This window comes from Gaoshiqia sp. US2 (assembly GCF_059705485.1).
In genome coordinates, this window is the sequence record NZ_AP048550.1 from 5415602 (window position 1) to 5437615 (window position 22014).

The 22014-nt window shown below is 49.4% G+C and carries 7 protein-coding genes; 2 read left to right on the top strand and 5 right to left on the bottom strand.

Annotated features, from left to right (window positions below):
* Window positions 1-14: 14 nt before the first annotated feature.
* From AC6H3C_RS21830 to rimP, 4 genes are all read right to left on the bottom strand, one after another.
* Complete coding sequence (locus AC6H3C_RS21830) at window positions 15-13823, bottom strand: HYR-like domain-containing protein (RefSeq protein WP_497517667.1); 13809 nt, start codon at window positions 13821-13823, stop codon at window positions 15-17.
* 686 nt (window positions 13824-14509) lie between these two features.
* Window positions 14510-17503 carry a translation initiation factor IF-2 gene (gene infB, locus AC6H3C_RS21835; protein ID WP_497517668.1) on the bottom strand — a complete coding sequence of 998 codons (2994 nt, stop codon included), beginning with the start codon at window positions 17501-17503 and terminating at the stop codon, window positions 14510-14512.
* Window positions 17504-17614: 111 nt separating this feature from the next.
* Window positions 17615-18850, bottom strand: a complete 1236-nt coding sequence (gene nusA / locus AC6H3C_RS21840; RefSeq protein WP_497517669.1) for a transcription termination factor NusA — start codon at window positions 18848-18850, stop codon at window positions 17615-17617.
* A 12-nt stretch (window positions 18851-18862) separates the two neighbouring features.
* On the bottom strand, window positions 18863-19324 hold the full coding sequence (gene rimP, locus AC6H3C_RS21845; protein ID WP_497517670.1) for a ribosome assembly cofactor RimP: 462 nt from the start codon (window positions 19322-19324) through the stop codon (window positions 18863-18865).
* A 519-nt stretch (window positions 19325-19843) separates the two neighbouring features.
* Here rimP and AC6H3C_RS21850 point away from each other — a divergent pair.
* Complete coding sequence (locus tag AC6H3C_RS21850) at window positions 19844-20995, top strand: acyloxyacyl hydrolase (protein WP_497517671.1); 1152 nt, start codon at window positions 19844-19846, stop codon at window positions 20993-20995.
* Between the two features lie 91 nt (window positions 20996-21086).
* On the opposite strand, the gene gcvH is transcribed toward AC6H3C_RS21850, so the two are convergent.
* Complete coding sequence (gcvH, locus tag AC6H3C_RS21855; RefSeq protein WP_497517672.1) at window positions 21087-21467, bottom strand: glycine cleavage system protein GcvH; 381 nt, start codon at window positions 21465-21467, stop codon at window positions 21087-21089.
* Between the two features lie 123 nt (window positions 21468-21590).
* On the opposite strand from gcvH, the gene tsaE reads away from it, so the two are divergent.
* Window positions 21591-22013, top strand: coding sequence for a tRNA (adenosine(37)-N6)-threonylcarbamoyltransferase complex ATPase subunit type 1 TsaE (gene tsaE, locus AC6H3C_RS21860; protein ID WP_497517673.1), 423 nt, complete (start codon window positions 21591-21593; stop codon window positions 22011-22013).
* Window position 22014: the final 1 nt, after the last annotated feature.

Genomic DNA, 22014 nt, shown 5'->3' on the forward strand with positions numbered 1-22014 from the left:
ATTCTCTTCCCTATTTAGTAAGAAACCATGACAAAACCTTTGTCCAATTCGCCATTGCCCCTGTCAAGTACATACAGGTATACCCCCGGTTCAACCCTGCGCCGTGAATTCTGATGATGTTTGGTTGATTCGCCGTTCCAATGAGCTTCTTCGTAGCTTCCCCAAACAATCTGGTTGCCGTAATTTTTCTTTTCATACAACAGGTTACCCTGCCGGTCGAAAATCATCAACTTGGCCTCCGGATATTTTTGGATGCAGTAGATCTGGAAGTAGTCGTGTAGTCCGTCGCCGTTTGGCGAGAAACCATCCGGGATGAAGAATTCACACTCTTTATCCTGTCCCGGAGGCAATATATCAATATTTACACGAGCCTGCCCACAATATACATTACATGGATCGCCGTCATCACAAACCGAGTAGGTAAACTGGTCTTTGCCCATAAAGTTTGAATTCGGAGTATAAACCAATTCATACCTTTGGTTAACGCTAACCATGCCGTGTCTCGCGTTGTCTACAATTCTGATCGTGGTTGGATCAATCACTCCGTTTGGATCAGAATCGTTTTCCAATACCGGCATTGATCTGGTGGTATTGACTTCAACAACATAACTGTCGTCAACCACCTCAGGCGCTAGATTATCCGGGATAACCTCCAGATGCAGGATCGCCAGGTCATAACAACCGTCCGGTGTTTCGATCTTACTTTCATACGTACCGCCCCGTTGAATGGTATGTTCGTACCAACTGTACGGGAGGTCTTGTTCGCAGAGTACTTCACTAGTCACATACTGTGCCTTATCCTGTCCGATGATGAATAGCTCCATAACCGACGAAGCTGAATCACAATTACTTGACATATTTTCAGCAGTCAGCGTCAACAGGACAGCGCCGGTCGCAATATCCTCCGGACCGGGCAGGTACCTCGGGTTCAGCATGTCAGGCCGTACAAAACTACCGTCGCCGTTGGTGGTCCACAATATACCGGAGTAATTGCCGGCGGTTGCGTCGCTCATAAAAATGTCGTCGCCCAGGCAAATAATTTGCCGGTTACCGGCAAAGGCTGTTGGCTCGGGCGCCGGTTCCACTGTAATGACGTGCGATATGCTTAATTCAAATCCGCATTCATCTGTCGCGGTGTAATCAACGGTAATGATACCTCCGTTACAATCATCCCAGTTTGCCGTCAGGACAGCCGGGATGGACCCGCTTACCAGGCAAGCGCCTGATTCGTAGTTTGAATAGGTGGCGTTTGGAGCCGAGGTATAGGTTTCGGCCTGTTTCCAGGTTAATGAGGCCGGCAGTGAGCCCGGCAAGCTCACGCTTGGTTCAGGTGCCGGTAAAACGGTGATCACATGTGAAACGGTCATTTCATACCCGCAGTCATCTGTTTTAGCGTATTCAACCGTTATGAAACCGCCGTCGCATTTATTCCATTCCTGAATAAGTTTCGCATGAATGGCGCCACCAATCATACAGGTACCGGATTCGTTATTGGTGTAGCTTGCATTCGGTGCAGAGGTATAGGCTCTTGCCTGATCACAACTTAAGGTATCCGGCAGGGCAGGTAATGTCACAACCGGCGCCGGCGCCTGCAAAACAGTGATCACATACGATTCTGTCAAAACAAATCCGCATTTGTCAGTCGCTGTATATTCGACGGTAATTATCCCTCCCGAACATTTATCCCAAGCCGGGATCACTTTCGCCGGGACGGTGCCGCTCAGCAGGCAAGCCCCGGTTTCACCGTTGGTGTAGGTCGCATTCGGAGCTACCCGGTAGGCATCTGCTTCTGAACAGCTTAAGGTATCGGGAAGAGCAGCCGACAAACTTATGACAGGCTGCGTTGGCGGATTAATGGTAAACACGGCGCTCACAGACGCGGTTTCACACAGATCCGCGATCTGGTAGGTGACCGTTACACTTCCACCGCATATATCCGGCGCTGCCGGCGTTCCGTAATTACCTGCCGGATTGCATCCACCGTTGTGTCCAAAGCGGCTCAACCATTGAGCAAAGGCCGTATTAAGTTCCGCCTGCGATACAAAATCGCATGCGTTTATGCTGGTATCTGCGGGCTGAACGACCACCAGCGCCGGAGCCGGACTCAATTCAAAGGTGGCATTCACCGAAATGGTGTCGCAAAGATCAGCCACGTCCAGCGTAACGTTCACTGTTCCCCCGGTACATAGTTCAGGCGCATTTGCCTGGCTGAGTGAAACAACCGGACGACAGCCGCCGCTAACCCTGAACTCATTCATCCACTGGGTGAACGTGCGATCAAGATCTTGCTGCGAAGCAAAGTTGCAGGACGAAAGCGCCTGATCTGCCGGTTTAGCTACTGAAAGCGCGGGCGCCGGGTTGACCGTATAACGCGATTGGAATGTCGCCGTATCACACAGGTCCGTAAGCATCCAGTTCACAATAGCTGTACCGCCGGTGCAAAGATCCGGAACCTGAACGGATACCAAATCATTTGTCAGTTTCCTGTCACATCCGCCTGACAGGTTAATTTGATTTTCAATACCGGTTATCCATGCGGCAAACCCGTTGTCCAGACTCTCTTGTCCGGCATAATCACAGGCATTAACCGTGGTATTGATATCGGATACCTGTGGCAAAGATGAAGGCGGATTAACGGTATAACTTGCTGATACCGATTCACTCCGGCACACATCAGTCACTGACATGGTCACCGTAACGCTGCCGCCACAAAGCTCAGGAGCAATGGTCGAACTAAGCGTTTCAACCGGAGCACATCCGCCTGAAACTGTAAATCCGTTCATCCACTCCGCAAAAGCAGCGTCAAGTTCTGCCTGGCTGGCAAAAGCACAGGTATTAACCGTGGTATTTAATGGTTTTGAAACCGCCAGCTCAGCCGGAGTCGCCAAAATGAAGCTTGCCTGCACCGAAGTGCTTACACAAAGATCAGTCACATTCATCACAACCGTTACGGTACCTCCTGCGCATAAGTCAGGCGCTGTTGTTGTGCTGAACTGTGAATTCGGGCTGCAACCTCCGGCTACAGCAAATCCGGTCAGCCATTGCGTAAACAGGGCATCCACTTCTGACTGCGACGTGAAGTTACATGCGCTTACCGTCATATCTGAGGGTTGACTCAATGTCAATCCGGGGGCAGGAATCAGTTCAAATGTCGCGTTAACCGAAGTATTCACACAGAGATCGGTCACATCCATCACCACCGTTACTGTTCCGCCTGTACATAAGTCGGGCGCTGTTGTTGTGCTGAACTGTGAATTGGGGCTGCAACCTCCGCCAAACGAAAATCCGGATAACCACTGGGCAAATGCGGTATTCAGCTCTGCCTGCGAGGAGAAGTTGCAGGCATCTGCGGTCATATTTTCCGGTCTTTCCACGGTCAATTCAGGAGACGGAATCAATTCGAATGTCGCCTGAACAGACAGGTTATCACAAAGGTCTGTTACATCCATCACCACAGTCACCAAGCCTCCGGCACACAGTTGCGGCGCCGTGGTTGTACTGAACACGGTATTCGGGCTGCATCCTCCGGAAACCGTGAATGAGGCCAGCCACTGTGCAAAAGCCTGATCCAGGTCAGCTTGTGTAGCAAAATTACAAGCGTCAACGACTGTATTTTCCGGGATGGCATGTGTTAATACGGATAACCGTGGATCAACCGTAATTGTTTGCTCACAGCTTACTGTATTTCCACAGTTATCAGCCAGCTCATAAGTACGGACCACTGTTTCGGGGCAAGTCTGATGATCGCTGATCTCGCTGATTAGTTTAAATGATGCCGGATTAACCGCGCAGTTATCGGAAGCAAAGCCTCCTGCTGCCGTAAATTGAGCAAAGTTTGCATAAGCCGGTTGCTCGCTTAGGTCGCAAACAGCAGTCAAAGCTGCCGGACAAGTCATCACCGGATTCGTTCTGTCTCCACCCGAGTAAGTAATCCGGATATCCTCAGCAGCATTGCCGCAACCATCGGTAATATGATAAATATAAGTTACAGTCCAACTGCAATCGCTGCCGCTTGGCGTACCCGACTTGGTCACAACAATATCGTTACTGCAATTATCGGTGTACAGAAGAGCAATCTCATCCACTGCAGGTCCTTCAGGAATAGCGCCAAAGCAAAGATCCATGTCTGTTTCTCCCTCCGGAATAATCGCCGAAGGATCTATTACCGGAGCCTGGGTATCGCGTACCGTGATGGTTTGCGTATGTACGGTCACATTCCCGCAGTTATCATCCGCTGTCCAGCTGCGGATCAGCGTGTAACTTCCTTCACAGTCGGCATCTTCATTGGTCTTTGTTTCCGAGTAGCTCACCGTCACAGTACCCTCGCAGTTGTCCGTGGCCGTGATGTTGGCAGGGGCTGCAGGTACTTCGCTGCACTCCACCGTGATGTCTGACGGCATGGCTACCGTCCAGACCGGGGCCTGGGTATCGCGTACCGTGATGGTTTGCGTATGTACGGTCACATTCCCGCAGTTATCATCCGCTGTCCAGCTGCGGATCAGCGTGTAACTTCCTTCACAGTCGGCGTCCTCGTTGGTCTTTGTTTCCGAGTAGCTCACCGTCACAGTACCCTCGCAGTTGTCCGTGGCCGTGATGTTGGCAGGCGCTTCGGGTACCTCGTCACACTCCACCGTGATGTCCGACGGCATGGCTACCGTCCAGACCGGGGCCTGGGTATCGCGTACCGTGATGGTTTGCGTATGTACGGTCACATTCCCGCAGTTATCATCCGCTGTCCAGCTGCGGATCAGCGTGTAACTTCCTTCACAGTCGGCGTCTTCATTGGTCTTTGTTTCCGAGTAGCTCACCGTCACAGTACCCTCGCAGTTGTCCGTGGCCGTGATGTTGGCAGGCGCTTCGGGTACCTCGTCACACTCCACCGTGATGTCCGACGGCATGGCTACCGTCCAGACCGGGGCCTGGGTATCGCGTACCGTGATGGTTTGCGTATGTACGGTCACATTCCCGCAGTTATCATCCGCTGTCCAGCTGCGGATCAGCGTGTAACTTCCTTCACAGTCGGCGTCCTCGTTGGTCTTTGTTTCCGAGTAACTCACCGTCACAGTACCCTCGCAGTTGTCCGTGGCCGTGATGTTGGCAGGGGCTTCGGGTACTTCGCTGCACTCCACCGTGATGTCCGACGGCATGGCTACCGTCCAGACCGGGACCTGGGTATCGCGTACCGTGATGGTTTGCGTATGTACGGTCACATTCCCGCAGTTATCATCCGCTGTCCAGCTGCGGATCAGCGTGTAACTTCCTTCACAGTCGGCATCTTCATTGGTCTTTGTTTCCGAGTAGCTCACCGTCACAGTACCCTCGCAGTTGTCCGTGGCCGTGATGTTGGCAGGGGCTTCGGGTACTTCGCTGCACTCCACCGTGATGTCTGACGGCATGGCTACCGTCCAGACCGGGGCCTGGGTATCGCGTACCGTGATGGTTTGCGTATGTACGGTCACATTCCCGCAGTTATCATCCGCTGTCCAGCTGCGGATCAGCGTGTAACTTCCTTCACAGTCGGCATCTTCATTGGTCTTTGTTTCCGAGTAGCTCACCGTCACAGTACCCTCGCAGTTGTCCGTGGCCGTGATGTTGGCAGGGGCTTCGGGTACCTCGTCACACTCCACCGTGATGTCTGACGGCATGGCTACCGTCCAGACCGGGGCCTGGGTATCGCGTACCGTGATGGTTTGCGTATGTACGGTCACATTCCCGCAGTTATCATCCGCTGTCCAGCTGCGGATCAGCGTGTAACTTCCTTCACAGTCGGCATCTTCATTGGTCTTTGTTTCCGAGTAGCTCACCGTCACAGTACCCTCGCAGTTGTCCGTGGCCGTGATATCGGCAGGGGCTGTCGGTATCTCGTCGCACTCCACCGTGATGTCTGACGGCATGGCTACCGTCCAGACCGGGGCCTGGGTATCGCGTACCGTGATGGTTTGCGTATGTACGGTCACATTGCCACAGTTATCATCCGCTGTCCAGCTGCGGATCAGCGTGTAACTTCCTTCACAGTCGGCGTCCTCGTTGGTCTTTGTTTCCGAGTAACTCACCGTCACAGTACCCTCGCAGTTGTCCGTGGCCGTGATGTTGGCAGGGGCTGTCGGTATCTCGTCGCTGCACTCCACCGTGATGTCTGACGGCATGGCTACCGTCCAGACCGGGGCCTGGGTATCGCGTACCGTGATGGTTTGCGTATGTACGGTCACATTCCCGCAGTTATCATCCGCTGTCCAGCTGCGGATCAGCGTGTAACTTCCTTCACAGTCGGCATCTTCATTGGTCTTTGTTTCCGAGTAGCTCACCGTCACAGTACCCTCGCAGTTGTCCGTGGCCGTGATGTTGGCAGGGGCTTCGGGTACCTCGTCACACTCCACCGTGATGTCTGACGGCATGGCTACCGTCCAGACCGGGGCCTGGGTATCGCGTACCGTGATGGTTTGCGTATGTACGGTCACATTCCCGCAGTTATCATCCGCTGTCCAGCTGCGGATCAGCGTGTAACTTCCTTCACAGTCGGCGTCTTCATTGGTCTTTGTTTCCGAGTAGCTCACCGTCACAGTACCCTCGCAGTTGTCCGTGGCCGTGATGTTGGCAGGGGCTGCCGGTACTTCGCTGCACTCAACCGTGATGTCTGACGGCATGGCTACCGTCCAGACCGGGGCCTGGGTATCGCGTACCGTGATGGTTTGCGTATGTACGGTCACATTCCCGCAGTTATCATCCGCTGTCCAGCTGCGGATCAGCGTGTAACTTCCTTCACAGTCGGCGTCCTCGTTGGTCTTTGTTTCCGAGTAGCTCACCGTCACAGTACCCTCGCAGTTGTCCGTGGCCGTGATGTTGGCAGGGGCTTCGGGTACCTCGTCACACTCCACCGTGATGTCTGACGGCATGGCTACCGTCCAGACCGGGGCCTGGGTATCGCGTACCGTGATGGTTTGCGTATGTACGGTCACATTCCCGCAGTTATCATCCGCTGTCCAGCTGCGGATCAGCGTGTAACTTCCTTCACAGTCGGCGTCTTCATTGGTCTTTGTTTCCGAGTAACTCACCGTCACAGTACCCTCGCAGTTGTCCGTGGCCGTGATGTTGGCAGGGGCTTCGGGTACCTCGTCACACTCCACCGTGATGTCTGACGGCATGGCTACCGTCCAGACCGGGGCCTGGGTATCGCGTACCGTGATGGTTTGCGTATGTACGGTCACATTGCCACAGTTATCATCCGCTGTCCAGCTGCGGATCAGCGTGTAACTTCCTTCACAGTCGGCATCTTCATTGGTCTTTGTTTCCGAGTAACTCACCGTCACAGTACCCTCGCAGTTGTCCGTGGCCGTGATGTTGGCAGGGGCTGCAGGTACTTCGCTGCACTCAACCGTGATGTCTGACGGCATGGCTACCGTCCAGACCGGGGCCTGGGTATCGCGTACCGTGATGGTTTGCGTATGTACGGTCACATTGCCACAGTTATCATCCGCTGTCCAGCTGCGGATCAGCGTGTAACTTCCTTCACAGTCGGCGTCCTCGTTGGTCTTTGTTTCCGAGTAACTCACCGTCACAGTACCCTCGCAGTTGTCCGTGGCCGTGATGTTGGCAGGCGCTTCGGGTACCTCGTCACACTCCACCGTGATGTCTGACGGCATGGCTACCGTCCAGACCGGGGCCTGGGTATCGCGTACCGTGATGGTTTGCGTATGTACGGTCACATTGCCACAGTTATCATCCGCTGTCCAGCTGCGGATCAGCGTGTAACTTCCTTCACAGTCGGCGTCTTCATTGGTCTTTGTTTCCGAGTAGCTCACCGTCACAGTACCCTCGCAGTTGTCCGTGGCCGTGATATTGGCAGGGGCTTCGGGTACCTCGTCACACTCAACCGTGATGTCTGACGGCATGGCTACCGTCCAGACCGGGGCCTGGGTATCGCGTACCGTGATGGTTTGCGTATGTACGGTCACATTGCCACAGTTATCATCCGCTGTCCAGCTGCGGATCAGCGTGTAACTTCCTTCACAGTCGGCGTCTTCATTGGTCTTTGTTTCCGAGTAACTCACCGTCACAGTACCCTCGCAGTTGTCCGTGGCCGTGATGTTGGCAGGGGCTGCCGGTACTTCGCTGCACTCCACCGTGATGTCTGACGGCATGGCTACCGTCCAGACCGGGGCCTGGGTATCGCCACCCGAATAGGTAATAGTTACATCGGCTGCATAGTTATTACAATCATCCGATATCCGGTAGGTGTATGTTACTGACCAGGAACAATTATTTCCCGTTGGGGTTGCTGATTTAACCACATTCACATTTCCACAGTTATCCGTGTAAAGCGAGGCAATTTCTTCTGCAGTCGGCCCCTCCGGAATCGCATTGAAGCAAGTGTTTAAATTATTCTGTCCTGCAGGCCAGGTTCCGGTTAATTGAGGAGCCTGTGTATCATGTACGGTAATCGTTTGCACATGGGTAATGCTGTTGCCGTAATCATCCGTAGCCGTCCAGGTCCGCGTCAGGATATAGGTATCCGGACACGGTCCGTCCGTTCTCTTTTCATCATAACTGACATCAACCTGGATATCACAATTATCCGTGGCCGAGATATCAGCCGGAAGAAGGGGTATGTCGTCGCATTCAACATCCTCGTCTGACGGCATACTTTGCGCCCAAACCGGATCTTCATTATCGACAACGGTTACTGTTTGCTCACAATGATTTTCATTTCCGGAAGCATCTGTCACCGTCCAGACGATCGTAGTTGTACCTACCGGATAAATTCCGCTTGCATCAGCAGTTCCGGTATAACTGTTTATAATTGTATACCCTTCATTACACGGATCGTAAACCTCCGGGGCAGGAATGGAAATATACACTTCACAGACGCCGGAAGCGGCATCAACCGGTCCGATATCATCAGGACATCCGTTGGTAAATTCCGGCTTAACCAAATCTTTGATCCATACCGTAAACGAGCAGGATGTTGAGACTCCGGATGAATTGGTTACCGTGTAGATCACCGTTGTCACACCCACCGGGAAAGTCATTCCACTTACAGAACCGTTGCCGGAAGCCGTGCTGCCATCGGGGTAGGTCATCTCGTAGGTAAGGACCGGGGTTGAGCAATTATCGGTGTAAACCGGATCATCAATATAAACACTTTCCAGTTCACAATTATCGGTGGTTGTGGTTTGTTCCACATCTTCCGGGCAGAACGTAATGACCGGAGCTTCATTATCAATCACCTCCACCAGCTGTTCACAGGTGGTGATATTACCCGAAGCGTCGGTGATCGTCCAAATGACAGTTGTTTTACCCACCGGATAAGATCCGCTTGCATCGGCGGTTCCGGTATGACTGTTCGTCACGGTATAACCCTCGTCGCAGGGATCGGTTACCTGAGGCGCCGGCATATTCACAAAAACATCGCAGTCCCCGGCAGGAACAACAACACCTAAAATATCGTCCGGACAGCCGTTGGTCAGTTCAGGAGGAAGCAGGTCTTTCACCCAAACATTGAAACTACAGCTTGTTGAATTATTGGACGCATCCGTTACCGTATAGGTAACAGTTGTTACTCCTACATTAAAGGTAAATCCGCTTACTGAACCGGCGCCGCTGCCAGTCGTTGCTCCTGACATGGTATAAGTCAGGGTTGGGTTGGGGCAGTTATCGGAATAAACCGGATCGGGCATTTCAAAATTAACCAGGAAACAGTCTCCCGGCTCTGCTGTATCTTCCTGATCAGAAGGACAGGTCAGCTCCGGAGCCTGAACATCGTTAACCGTAATCGTTTGGGTACAGGTGGTTGAATTACCGGACGAGTCGGTGACTGTCCAGATAATCACGGTTACTCCAACCGGATAATCACCGCTGGCATCATTCACAGATATACCGTAGGGAGAATCGTGCGTGATGGTGATCTCCTGTCCGCAGGGATCGTACGCATCAGGTTGTGGTACAAGTATATACTGCTCACACTGGTCAGGAGCAGCATTGGCCGTTATATCGCCCGGGCAGTTTTCGATGACCGGATTCGTTTGATCTTCGACAGTTACGGTAAACGAGCAGCTTGCCCTGTTCCCTGCCTGATCAGCAACGGTATAAGTAACCACCGTGGTTCCTACATTAAATACCTGACCGTTGACATCATTGATCCCGGTACGGGGACTGATTCCCGTGGTGGCGCCGGTCATCATCCAGATTTGTAAAACAATCCCGCAATTATCGTCAGCTATTGGCGGTTCAATGGAGGTAACCGGCACATCACAATCGCCCGGCTCGGCCGTAGCCGTAACATTCGGCGGACAAACAATGGTCGGCGGTTGATTATTGTCATAAATATTGACATTCTGAAGACAGGTCGCCTTGTTACCGCAGGCATCAGAAGCAGTCCAGATAACCACCGTTTGCCCCACGGGGAATTGCGCCGGCGCATTATTGGTCCAGGTTACCGAAGAACAGAGGTCGACTGCACTTGGAGTTCCTAACACCACATTGGTCGCATAACATTCGGCATCGTCCGGTTCGCCAATTACCGGTGGAGGACAACTGGCAATAATCGGCGGTTGGGTGTCTGTCACCCTGAATGTCGCCACGGTTTGACTGGTATTCTCACAATCATCCGTTACAAAGAAGGTAACGGTAATCCGGTTATCACAAGGATTGCCGCTCCAGTTCAGGGGATCATAGTTATTCGTCCAGATCAACGACCGGTCACAGTCATCGGAAGCCGTTGCCCCTCCCCTGGAGGCCAGCCAGTTATTAAAAAATGAATTATCATTCGGATCATTTCCAAAACATTCAGCTTCATCGTCTTGCGCCTGACGTAAAATAGTGGGGGCCTGCGTATCAATCACATGAATATAGGCAACAACGCTTCCTTCATTACCACATTTATCAGTAGCCAGAAATGTTACCGGCAAACTGGTACCGCAAGCCATGTTGATACCGGAATAATCCCAATACACCGGAATGGAGCTGCCATCGTCGTCCAGAGCATAGGCGCTTTTCAGCCAGTCATTAATTTCCTGAAAGGCCGTCGAACCATTACATTCAACAGTCAGGTCGCCGTCGGGCGGGCCAAATACCGAGGCAGGAGTGGTGTCGTAAATCACGTCGAAGTTGAACACCTTCGATCCGCAGGGAACTCCTTCATCCAGGTCGGTCACCCGGATGGAATATTGTCCTTCGCCGGGCGGAGTATAACTGTTAGACCCGGTATATACCGGAGTGCCGGTTGCATCATATCCATTGAACCATTCGAACTGATACACCGCGTCAATCGGGCTGATCTGGGCAACCAACGGCGGAATATCATCTTCGCACACAATCGTGGGATCGTTATCCCAGGCCAATTCGATCAAGGGCCTTACATTAACGGTTATCGTATCGCAGTCCATCCCCAGGTCGTTACAGGAGTTGGTTCCGATATACCCGCAAACTTCATATTTAATAACAGGCGGAGAATTCACATCGGCGTAAAAGAACGGATTGGGATCCGTCAGGCTGGAGAGGTAATGGTTATACTGGCCGGGTGTACCGGGCCAAACACTATTCCACATCGCCCGGTCCTGAATTCCTTCGGTAAAAAGCTGTTGCGAACATTCCATGCGTGTGGTTATACCCTCAGCGGCGACAACGCCCGGAACCGACCTGAACGTATAATCTTCGGGGTTAGCTCCCGGCTTACAAAAGGTAAACAGGTGAAATTGTCCGGTTGGCAAACAAACAATACCATTAATAATTTTTACATCACGGCAATCAACATCCCACTCGTGAGGTTGAGGAGTTGCCCCGTTGATAGATATCTCTATACCAATAGCATCTTTATGCAGGATAATATTGAAGGCAATACAGCGGTCATTAAATTTTGCATCGCAACAGGTACCATTCCTGACGGTTGAAGGCACAGTGAATTCCGCGTAAGGGTCATTCGACATGTCTACAAAAAAGAAATTTACCCCGTCCAGACAGGGTGAACAACCACACTCGTCGGCAATATAGATTTCCTGCGCAACCTCCGTGTCATTTCCGCAGCCATCGGTCACCCGGTAATACCGGGTCAACCGGTTCGGACAATAGCCGGGTTTTTCCTCTAGCCCATGTGCTATTTCGTCAAACACGATAAAACGAACCGAGCCGCAATTATCTGAAACGATATTTCCATCCGCGATAAATGCTGCCAGGTTTGGATAAGCAGGCGGAATATCGCCGGGACATTGCACGTAAAGATCCTGCATAAAAACTTCAGGCTTTTGGGTATCTCTGGCCAGGATCGTTTGGACCGCCGTCACACGGTTACCGCTGCAATCGGTCGCAGTCCAGTTTCGTAAGATCGTTGAGTTCTGCGGACATGAGCCAGCAGTGACATCATCCGTATAGGTAACCACCACAGTCCCGCCGCAATTATCGGTGGCTGTAGCCTGACCGGTAAAGGCCGGATCGGTATTATCGCGGCAATCCACCACTCTGGTTGGCGGAATGCTCAGGATCGGCTTTGTCTGGTCGATTACAGTAATGGTCTGGTCTTGTGAAGAGCTAAGATTCGTTTCGTCGGTAACGGTCCATGTACGGACGAAACTGTAGGTTCCCGGACAGGCCCCCTGAACCGGTTCGCTGTCCTCGTACTCAACCGTTATTCCCGAAGGATCGGAACAGTTGTCGAAAACATTATAGGGGAAACCGGTAACAGCCGGACCCGTGTTTGCCGTGCAATCGGCCCTCAACGAAACAGTTGCCGGGGCCGGAACCGTGAAAGTGGGCGGCAGATCGTCTCCTCCCATCGAGATGGTAACCGGGGCTGTCGGCTCTGAATAACAAGCTTTTCCGCTAGCGGTTGTCGAAACCGTGATTCGCCGGAATTGGGTATTCTCGAAAACAACCGGCGGAACCAGATCGGGAGTTGATCCTTGGTAAACCTGGGTCCAGTTTTCGCCATCGGTCGATTTTTCCCAAATGTATGAAACCGTGGCTGAGCCCGTTCCGGCAGTCACCGATGTGATCGTAGCCGGAGTTTCACCCGCGCAAATGGCCTGGTCGCCCGTAATGGCTCCCGGGGTAGGCATGGCCAGAACATTAACAAAAACATATATCTGATCGCCATTACATCCGTTAACCGTTGGCGTGACCACGTAAACAACAGTACCGGAAGAAGCTGTGTAATTGGTAAAATTTTGCACAATGGTCGATCCGCTCCCAGTGTCGCCGCTTTTTACCTCGGTGACTCTGGTTGCCGAAAGGACCGACCAGTTAAAGGTGGTCCCCGGGACAGTTCCTGTCAGAACAATTGTAGCAGTTTCGCCTGAACAAATCGACTGAGAGCTGGGAGTGCCGGTAGCTGTTGGCTTCGGTTTCACAAAAATACTTACGTCAATGGGGGTTCCGTAGATCCCATTGTATTCAGGGGTGATGGTGTAAACGACTTCCCCGGCAATGATTCCTGTTGCGTTCAGGATTTGCAGAATGGAGTTCCCCGTTCCGGCAGAAGCCCCGGAAACCCCGTACTGGACAACTGTCCACGCAAAGTTGGTCCCGGGAATTGAACCGGAAAGAGTTATACTGGTTGCCGTGCCGGAACAAATAATATCTGAAGCCACGGTAGCTGTTACCGTAGGCACCGATTCGCCGGCGCCGGTCATCCGGGCATCGGGAAAGGTCAGGCTAATATCCGGATCATCAGCAAAAAAACTGGTTGCTTCCTGATACCATAACGGCTCTGTGAAATGAGCGACCTGATCGGCCGGGCGATCCATCGGTTCGGAAGCAGCAAACGCGCTTACCTGATTTAATATTAAACATGCCCCAATGATAGTTTTAAAAAAACTCCATCTATTTCTTGTCATACGTAGAAAATTAGCCTTGCACTTCTGTAAAAAACATGTCATTACCCCTGATTGACTCAGGACCTGACCGTTGCAATACCATCTACATGCTGATTTGATACAAGTTCTTGAAAAAAAACAACCCGACAGTTATCACGTTCAAAAAGTTATCGACAATGAACTATTGATAAGTTTTGTGTGTATTAATTCATAAGAAGTATAAGTACCACCATATCAACACATTAATGATTTATCAGTCATAAGTAAATAAAAAACAATCAGTATTAACGACGATGCCATGATCGTTAAAACCGATGAACTTTAGCTTTAAGCGAATAAAGCCATTAAACTAATTACTCTCGTAACGGATTGTTTTTCTGACGCATAGGTTCATAATTATTGTTACTAAAAAATCTTTTTCATGAACCGCATTCATCAACCAACCAGGCAAGTTTTTCCACAATCAGGATGATTATGTTGTGCCAGCTTATTACTGTCCTCGTGTATTAATCGCTAAAATACACATTTGGTAACCCAATAAACGAATTATTTCATAAAATATTTTTCAACGCCTGCTAAAATTATGTTTTAACCGACTAATTTCACGAATGGCAACCTATTCGGGCGAAAATCTGAAATAATCTATCAGGTATCATAAAAAAATCCGGCTTGCGGGCCGGATTTCTCTTGTAAGTTATTTTAAGGTTTTATAATGTTTTGGCAACTTCAATTTCGTGGAAAGCTTCGATCATATCGCCTACTTTAATATCATTGTACCCATCGATATTCAGCCCGCATTCGTAGCCTTTCACCACTTCTTTCACATCTTCTTTAAAGCGTTTAAGCGATCCGAGTACGCCGGTGTAAATGACAATGCCATCGCGAATAATCCGTATTTTATGTGAACGGACAATTTTCCCGTCGCGGACAAGACAACCGGCCACCGTACCTACTTTGGTAATTTTAAAGGCTTCGAGAACCTCGGCTGTTCCGGTAATTTCTTCTTTGATTTCCGGTGAAAGCATGCCTTCCATCGCCGACCTGATTTCGTTAATCGCATCGTAAATAATGGAGTAGAGACGAATATCCACCTCCTCTTTCTCGGCCAGCCTGCGCGCCTGGAGTGACGGTCGAACCTGGAACCCGATAACAATCGCATCGGAAGCTGTTGCCAGCATAATGTCCGATTCGGAAATCGCGCCAACCGCTTTATGGATCACATTGACCTGGATCTCTTCGGTAGAGAGTTTTATCAACGAGTCGGAAAGGGCTTCGATCGAACCGTCCACGTCGCCTTTCACAATCAGGTTCAGCTCCTGGAAGTTACCAATGGCAATACGACGGCCAATTTCATCGAGGGTGATGTGTTTCTGGGTACGAAGTCCCTGCTCGCGCGAAAGTTGTTCGCGTTTATTGGCAATCTGCCGGGCTTCGCGTTCATTTTCAAGCACATTAAACTTATCGCCGGCTTGCGGCGCCCCGTCCAGTCCAAGAATGATCACTGGTTCTGAAGGTCCTGCCTCCTGTATCCGCTGGTTACGTTCGTTGAACATCGCTTTCACGTGCCCGTAATACTGACCGGCTAACAAAATATCGCCTTGTTTTAAGGTTCCGTTTTGCACCAGTACCGTAGCCACATAACCCCGCCCGCGATCGAGCGACGATTCGACAATAGTACCGTGGGCCCGTTTATCCTTGTTGGCTTTCAGTTCAAGCATTTCGGCTTCAAGCAGGACTTTCTCCAATAATTCGGCCACGTTGGTCCCGTTTTTCGCCGAGATATCCTGACTTTGGTATTTGCCGCCCCATTCTTCCACCAGGAAGTTCATGTTGGCCAGGCCTTCTTTAATCTTCTCCGGGTTTGCCCCTGGTTTATCAATTTTATTGATGGCAAAAACAATCGGAACACCGGCAGCCTGAGCATGATTAATCGCTTCAACGGTTTGAGGCATGATGTTATCGTCGGCCGCTACAATAATAATAGCAATGTCGGTAACCTGGGCTCCCCTTGCACGCATGGCAGTAAATGCCTCGTGCCCCGGGGTATCCAAAAAGGTAATGTGACGACCGTCTTCCAGGGTGACATGGTAAGCGCCAATATGCTGGGTAATGCCCCCCGCCTCGCCGGCAATCACGTTTGCACTGCGCACGTAGTCAAGGAATGAGGTTTTACCGTGGTCGACATGCCCCATTACGGTAACGATCGGCGCTCTTGGATGAACTTCATTCGGCAAATCGTCGTGCTCTTCAATGGCTTCCAGAATTTGTGCACTTACAAATTCAACTTTATAGCCAAATTCATCAGCAACAACCGACATGGTTTCGGCATCCAGGCGCTGGTTAATCGACACAAACAAGCCTAAGCTCATACACGATGAGATGACCTGGTTTACACCCACGTCCATCATAGTGGCCAGCTCGGCAACCGATACGAATTCGGTTACTTTCAGAATATTTTTTTCCGCGGTTTGTTTTTCATGCTCAGCAGCAGCGCGTTCGCTGGCAGCATGCCGTTTGTCGCGGCGGTATTTCGATCCTTTCGATTTTCCTTTTGTTGAGGTCAGACGGGCCAGCGTATCTTTAATTTGTTTTTGTACATCCTCTTCGCTGACTTCCTTTTTAATCACCCGCTTTTTGGCTTTACCCGACACCGGACCTTGCTTTTGTTGTGCCGGAGCTCCACCTTGTGGTTTATTGGCCACATTAATCCGTTGCTCGTTTCCATCTTTATGGATACGGCGGCGTTTTTTCTTCTGAGCCGCATCATCGCGCAATATAACAATGGTCTTTTTCTCGGGCAAATCAATTTTCCCAACAACAGTTGGACCTGATAGTCTGGGCATCTTTTCTTTGCTTTCTTTGCTTTCCTGATCTGCCGGAGCGGGCGCCTGCTGGCTTTGGAAAGACTGCCTTTTCTGCTTATCGCGTTCCCTGCGCTCATCTTCACGTTGCTTTTTGGTCTTTTTTGCCGGGCGTGTTTTCTGGTTCAGGGTTGACAAGTCGATTCGTCCCACCACCTTAACCTCTTCCACTTTGGGGATGTTGGTTGGCATTTGTTCCGGTTCGGCCGGTCTCGTTTCTTCCTTTTTCACCATCTCCACCGGTTCTTCGGCCTTAGGTGCTTCTTCAACCGGCTTGGCTTCGGGTTTGGGTTCGGGTTTGGGTTCAACTGTTTTTTTGATTACCTGTATTTTTTCTTTTTTCACTTCTTCCGGTTCGGGAGCAGGCGTCTCCTTCTTTTTATTCAGTTGATCCAGGTCGATTTTACCTAATACTTTGGGCTGCTCAATCTGTTGGGCATAATGTTTCGCGGGCTGATCAGGCGGGCTTTGGGGTTTTGGCTGTTTAACCGGCGAAATATCACTTTTTGAACTGCTGTGATCCGTAATCCGGATCTCATCCGCTGAATCGTCGTCTTCATCGTCAAATGATTCAGCATCTTCATGCAGGTCATCCAGTGTAATGGTTTCTTTTTTGGTACGCTGGCTTTTCAGGTTAATCTTTTCTGATTCTTTTTTCAGGCTGATATCACTTTTATACTCCTTTTCGAGCAAGTGATAGGCATCCTCTGAGATTTTTGAATTAGGATTTGAATCAACATCGAATCCTTTTTTATGCAAAAATTCTACGATTGTTGTAATCCCAACGTTAAATTCTCTTGCTACCTTACTAAGTCGCGTATTTTTGTTGCCAATTGTCATATACCCAATCTGTTTTTGTAATCTTCTTTTTTGCTTTATTGAGAAAATTATGCAAGTTTACTCAATATTATTTAAAACCTGACCTGTGATCGGTTATTTTTAAATGAACACTTATTCAAACTCAGACCGCAAAATCCGCAATAACTCGTCGATTGTTTCTTCTTCGAGGTCGGTTCGTTTAATTAAATCATTCCGGCTTAAGCTCAACACGTTTTTCGCTGTATCGCAACCAATTGATTTCAGCTCATCCAGAATCCATCCTTCAATTTCGTCAGCAAATTCGTCCAGGTTAACATCTTCGTCATCAGCCACCATTTCACGGTACACATCGATTTCGTAACCGGTTAGCTGGCTGGCCAGGCGAATATTCAAACCTCCTTTTCCAATAGCGAGAGAGACCTCGTCGGGTTTCAGGTAAACATCGGCCCGTTTGGTATCTTCATGAATTTTAATCGACGTGATTTTTGCCGGATTGAGGGCACGTTGAATGAACAACTGCAAATTGGTTGAATAGTTGATCACATCGATGTTCTCGTTGCGCAACTCCCGCACAATTCCGTGAATACGCGATCCCTTCATGCCCACGCAGGCGCCTACCGGATCAATGCGTTCATCATACGACTCAACAGCCACCTTCGCACGTTCACCCGGAACGCGTACAATTTTTTTGATGGTGATCAGCCCGTCAAAAATTTCAGGTACTTCCAGCTCAAACAAACGTTCCAGAAATACCGATGAGGTCCGCGACAAGATGATCAGCGGGTTATTGTTCCGTAATTCTACTTTATAAACAACCGCGCGCAAGGTATCGCCCTTTCTAAAGTAATCTGAAGGAATTTGTTCCTGCTTCGGCAAAATTAACTCATTCCCTTCGTCATCCAGGATGAGGATTTCCTTTTTCCAAACCTGGTACACCTCGCCGGTGACGATATCGCCGATTTTGTTTTTATACTTATTATAAATATGGTCCTTTTCGAGTTCGAGGATTCGGCTGGCCAGATTCTGACGCAGGTTAAGGATGGCTCTCCTTCCAAATTCGTGTAATTTGACTTCATCGGTCACCTCTTCGCCTACCTCATAATCGGCGTCAATTTTTTTGGCCGCAGACAGGGTAATTTCCAGGTTTGGATCGCTTATCGCATCGTCTTCAACAACGGTCCGGTTACGCCAAATCTCAAAGTCGCCTTTGTCGATATTGATAATGATGTCAAAGTTTTCATCTGTTCCGAATGTCTTTTGCAAAACGTTTCTAAAAACGTCTTCCAGCACACTCATCATCGTGACCCGATCAATATTTTTCAGGTCTTTAAATTCGGAAAAGGTATCGATAAGATTAATATTATCCATCTTGCCCGGTTTTTAGAATTTTATAATGTTTTTAACTGTTTTTACTTCATCAAACGAAAAATGATGCAACTGAGTGACGAATTCTTTGGCTTTGCTTCCCTCTACCTTCTGCTTCGTTGTTGTTTCCAGTTCAAAGCCGGCTTCATCCACCTGCTTTAACAGGCCTGCCAGTTTTTGTCCGGTTGGAAGCACCACCTCAACTTCGTGCCCGATATTTTTCACGAACTGACGGTGTACCTTAAATGCCTGACCAAGCCCTGCAGAAGACACCTGTAGTTCAAAGTCTTCAACTTCGCGATCGAGGTTTCCTTCAATTTGTCTGCTGACCTGAACGCAGTGGTCAATGGTAATCCCTTTTTCACTGTCGAGCAGTACCGTGATTTGGTTTGCCGGACTAACCTCTACGTCAACGATAAATTGATCTTCCGTCAGCTTTTCTTCTATCCATTGAATAATTTTATTCCGGTCGATCATAGAACATGCTTAATAAAATAGGGGACTTCAGGTCCCCTATCTCGGTTTGTGTTTAATTGTCAGCGCAAAAGTACAAAAATCTATTGAAATCGCAAAACAATCAAAATTGTTCTTCATCCCACGAATCATGCGATGCTTTAGACGTCGGTTATGGATTATAAAATCACTGCGTACGACAGCGCCAGGTGAAACTGCGACTGAATATTGAAGTTGCAACTGCTTTCTGCTCCTGGCTCCATGTTCCCCGCCATTGCGATCAGTGTTCGGTAATCATTAATGCGAGGGGGCAGCCCGTTCTCTGCATTAAAAAAACGCCCGGGAAAAACGGCATCTGTATTTGCTCTTTTGTCTCGCGACTCACCACTCCCCCTCTTATCCCCTCTCCATCATCGTCCGAAGAATCACACTGATTAATGTTAAGAATTTTTCAAACTGCATGGTTTCGGGAAAAGTTGCATGAACTTTGTTATTATATTGCTCTTTGAATATAATCAATCGGCTTGACTTCTTTTGGATTTTATGCAGGTGAATAAAATTGTCAGGATATTTTTCATTGCTTTAGTTGCGGGATTAGCCGGAAAGAAACTGGAGGCAAAAGATACAAATCCTTATCGCCAATTCCGCTTTATTGAGATAAAAGGACACTCAGGGAGTCATTATTACTCCGGCGAATCGCTAAACGGTGCACTTGAAAACGGTTATCGCGCTGTTGAGGTCAGGTATGGCTGGCAGAGTAATAATCCGGATAGCTGGCAAAGTATGTATCGCTACCCGGCATATGGTGTTGGCTGGTACAGCGGGTTTATCGGCAATCCGGATGTTTTGGGCATGCCCGGCGCCCTGTACGGGTTTATTTCATTCCCCCTTTTCCAGTTTCGGCGTCACGAAATTGGACTGGAACCTGCCTTTGGGATTAGTTATGACCTGAACCCGTATGACGAAGAAAACAATTCGGACAACGACGCCATCGGTTCCCGTTTTAACGTGTATTTTAACCTGAACCTTGGAGGGCGCTATCGTATTAACCGCGAGATTGACCTGCTGTATGGACTGGATATTACTCATTTCAGCAACGGGAGAACATTTTTGCCAAATTCGGGACTGAATATGTTTGGCCCGAACCTGGGGATCCGGTATAACTTCAATGCCCGCCAGAATAAAATCGACAATTCGCCTAATCCAACCAGGATACTGGAAGTAAGACCGGTGCTCGACATCCACCGGAAAGCCATGCCTGTGGGCGAATACAGTTTACTGTTTTATCTGGCAACCGGGCTTGTTCAGGATCGTGAACACAAAGGATCGAATAAGCAATACAGCACCTTTAGTTCGGTTCTGGAATGCCAGTATAAAATCACCGAAAAGAGCGCCGTATCCATGGGTTTCGACGCGTTTTACGATAATAGTCTCAGAATGTCCTTTCCTGACCGTACGTTCGATTTTTACGGAGCTCATCTGGGATACAATTTTATGTTTTGGAGAATGGCTATCAGGATGCAGGGAGGTACTTATTTGCATCAAAAAGCCCGGAATTTCAAAGGAAGTTATTTTCTGCGTCCGGCCCTGAAGCTTGATATAAGCCAGGTTGTTTATTTTCAATTGGGCTTAAAAACCCAAAATGGGTTCATCGCCGATTGGGTGGAATACGGCGTGGGATTCAGGTTGTTTTAATGGCCGTCAACTCATAAAAAATCCCCGAAGGTGGTTTCCTTCAGGGATTCATGTATTGTTGCCGCCTGTGCGGTTCAATTAAGATCAAAAATTAGGCCTCGAGCATGGCTTTATAAGCCGCAGCATCCATCAGCCCGTTCAATTGAGCGGGATCTTCCAGTTTTATTTTAATCATCCACCCTTCACCATAGGCATCTTTGTTGATCAACTCGGGTTGATCTTCCAGTGCGGTGTTAAATTCAATCAGTTCGCCGCCAACAGGCATAAACAGGTCAGAAACGGTCTTCACCGCTTCAACGGTTCCAAATGTTTCTCCCATCGCCAGGGTTTCACCTACGGTTTCAATTTCAACAAAAACAATATCACCCAGTTCGCCCTGAGCGAAATCGGTAATGCCCACCACGGCAACATCACCTTCAACACGGATCCATTCGTGTTCTTTTGTGTACTTTAAGTTTTCAGGCAGATTCATAATTGCAAGTTTCTATGTATTTTCATCAAAAGTAATACATTTTTCCAAAACATAAATTAACAATCAGCCTGCGAAAGTTTTTTAACAGAAGTTTCTTAATTTGCAAGCCAAATCAGATGCAGCATGTTTTCAGTTCAGATAAATTCTATTGACGAATTAGCGCCGGCAGCCAAGCAGTTTTTGGAATGCTTCGGGGAAGACCGGATTTTTGCTTTCTATGGTAAAATGGGTGCGGGAAAAACCACTTTTATCAAAGCCCTTTGCCGGGCAATGGGCTCAGTGGATAATATTACCAGTCCCACCTTTGCCCTGGTCAACGAATACGATACAGCCGGATCAGACAAAGTCTTTCATTTTGACTTCTATCGGATCAAGGATATTGACGAGGCCCTTGATATCGGCTTCGACGATTATATCTACAGCGGGAACTACTGTTTTATGGAATGGCCCGAAAAGGTTGGGGCCTTGCTGCCCGACCGCCTGATCGAAGTCCGCATCGAAGAAGTATCTCCAACGATAAGGCAGATTAAAGCGATTCGTTTATAAG

What these genes read in the sequence shown, in the direction of transcription:
- AC6H3C_RS21830 (WP_497517667.1), bottom strand. Translation starts at nt 13,823, where the DNA reads ATGACAAGAAATAGATGGAGTTTTTTTAAAACTATCATTGGGGCATGT.
- infB (WP_497517668.1), bottom strand. Translation starts at nt 17,503, where the DNA reads ATGACAATTGGCAACAAAAATACGCGACTTAGTAAGGTAGCAAGAGAA.
- nusA (WP_497517669.1), bottom strand. Translation starts at nt 18,850, where the DNA reads ATGGATAATATTAATCTTATCGATACCTTTTCCGAATTTAAAGACCTG.
- rimP (WP_497517670.1), bottom strand. Translation starts at nt 19,324, where the DNA reads ATGATCGACCGGAATAAAATTATTCAATGGATAGAAGAAAAGCTGACG.
- AC6H3C_RS21850 (WP_497517671.1), top strand. Translation starts at nt 19,844, where the DNA reads ATGCAGGTGAATAAAATTGTCAGGATATTTTTCATTGCTTTAGTTGCG.
- gcvH (WP_497517672.1), bottom strand. Translation starts at nt 21,467, where the DNA reads ATGAATCTGCCTGAAAACTTAAAGTACACAAAAGAACACGAATGGATC.
- tsaE (WP_497517673.1), top strand. Translation starts at nt 21,591, where the DNA reads ATGTTTTCAGTTCAGATAAATTCTATTGACGAATTAGCGCCGGCAGCC.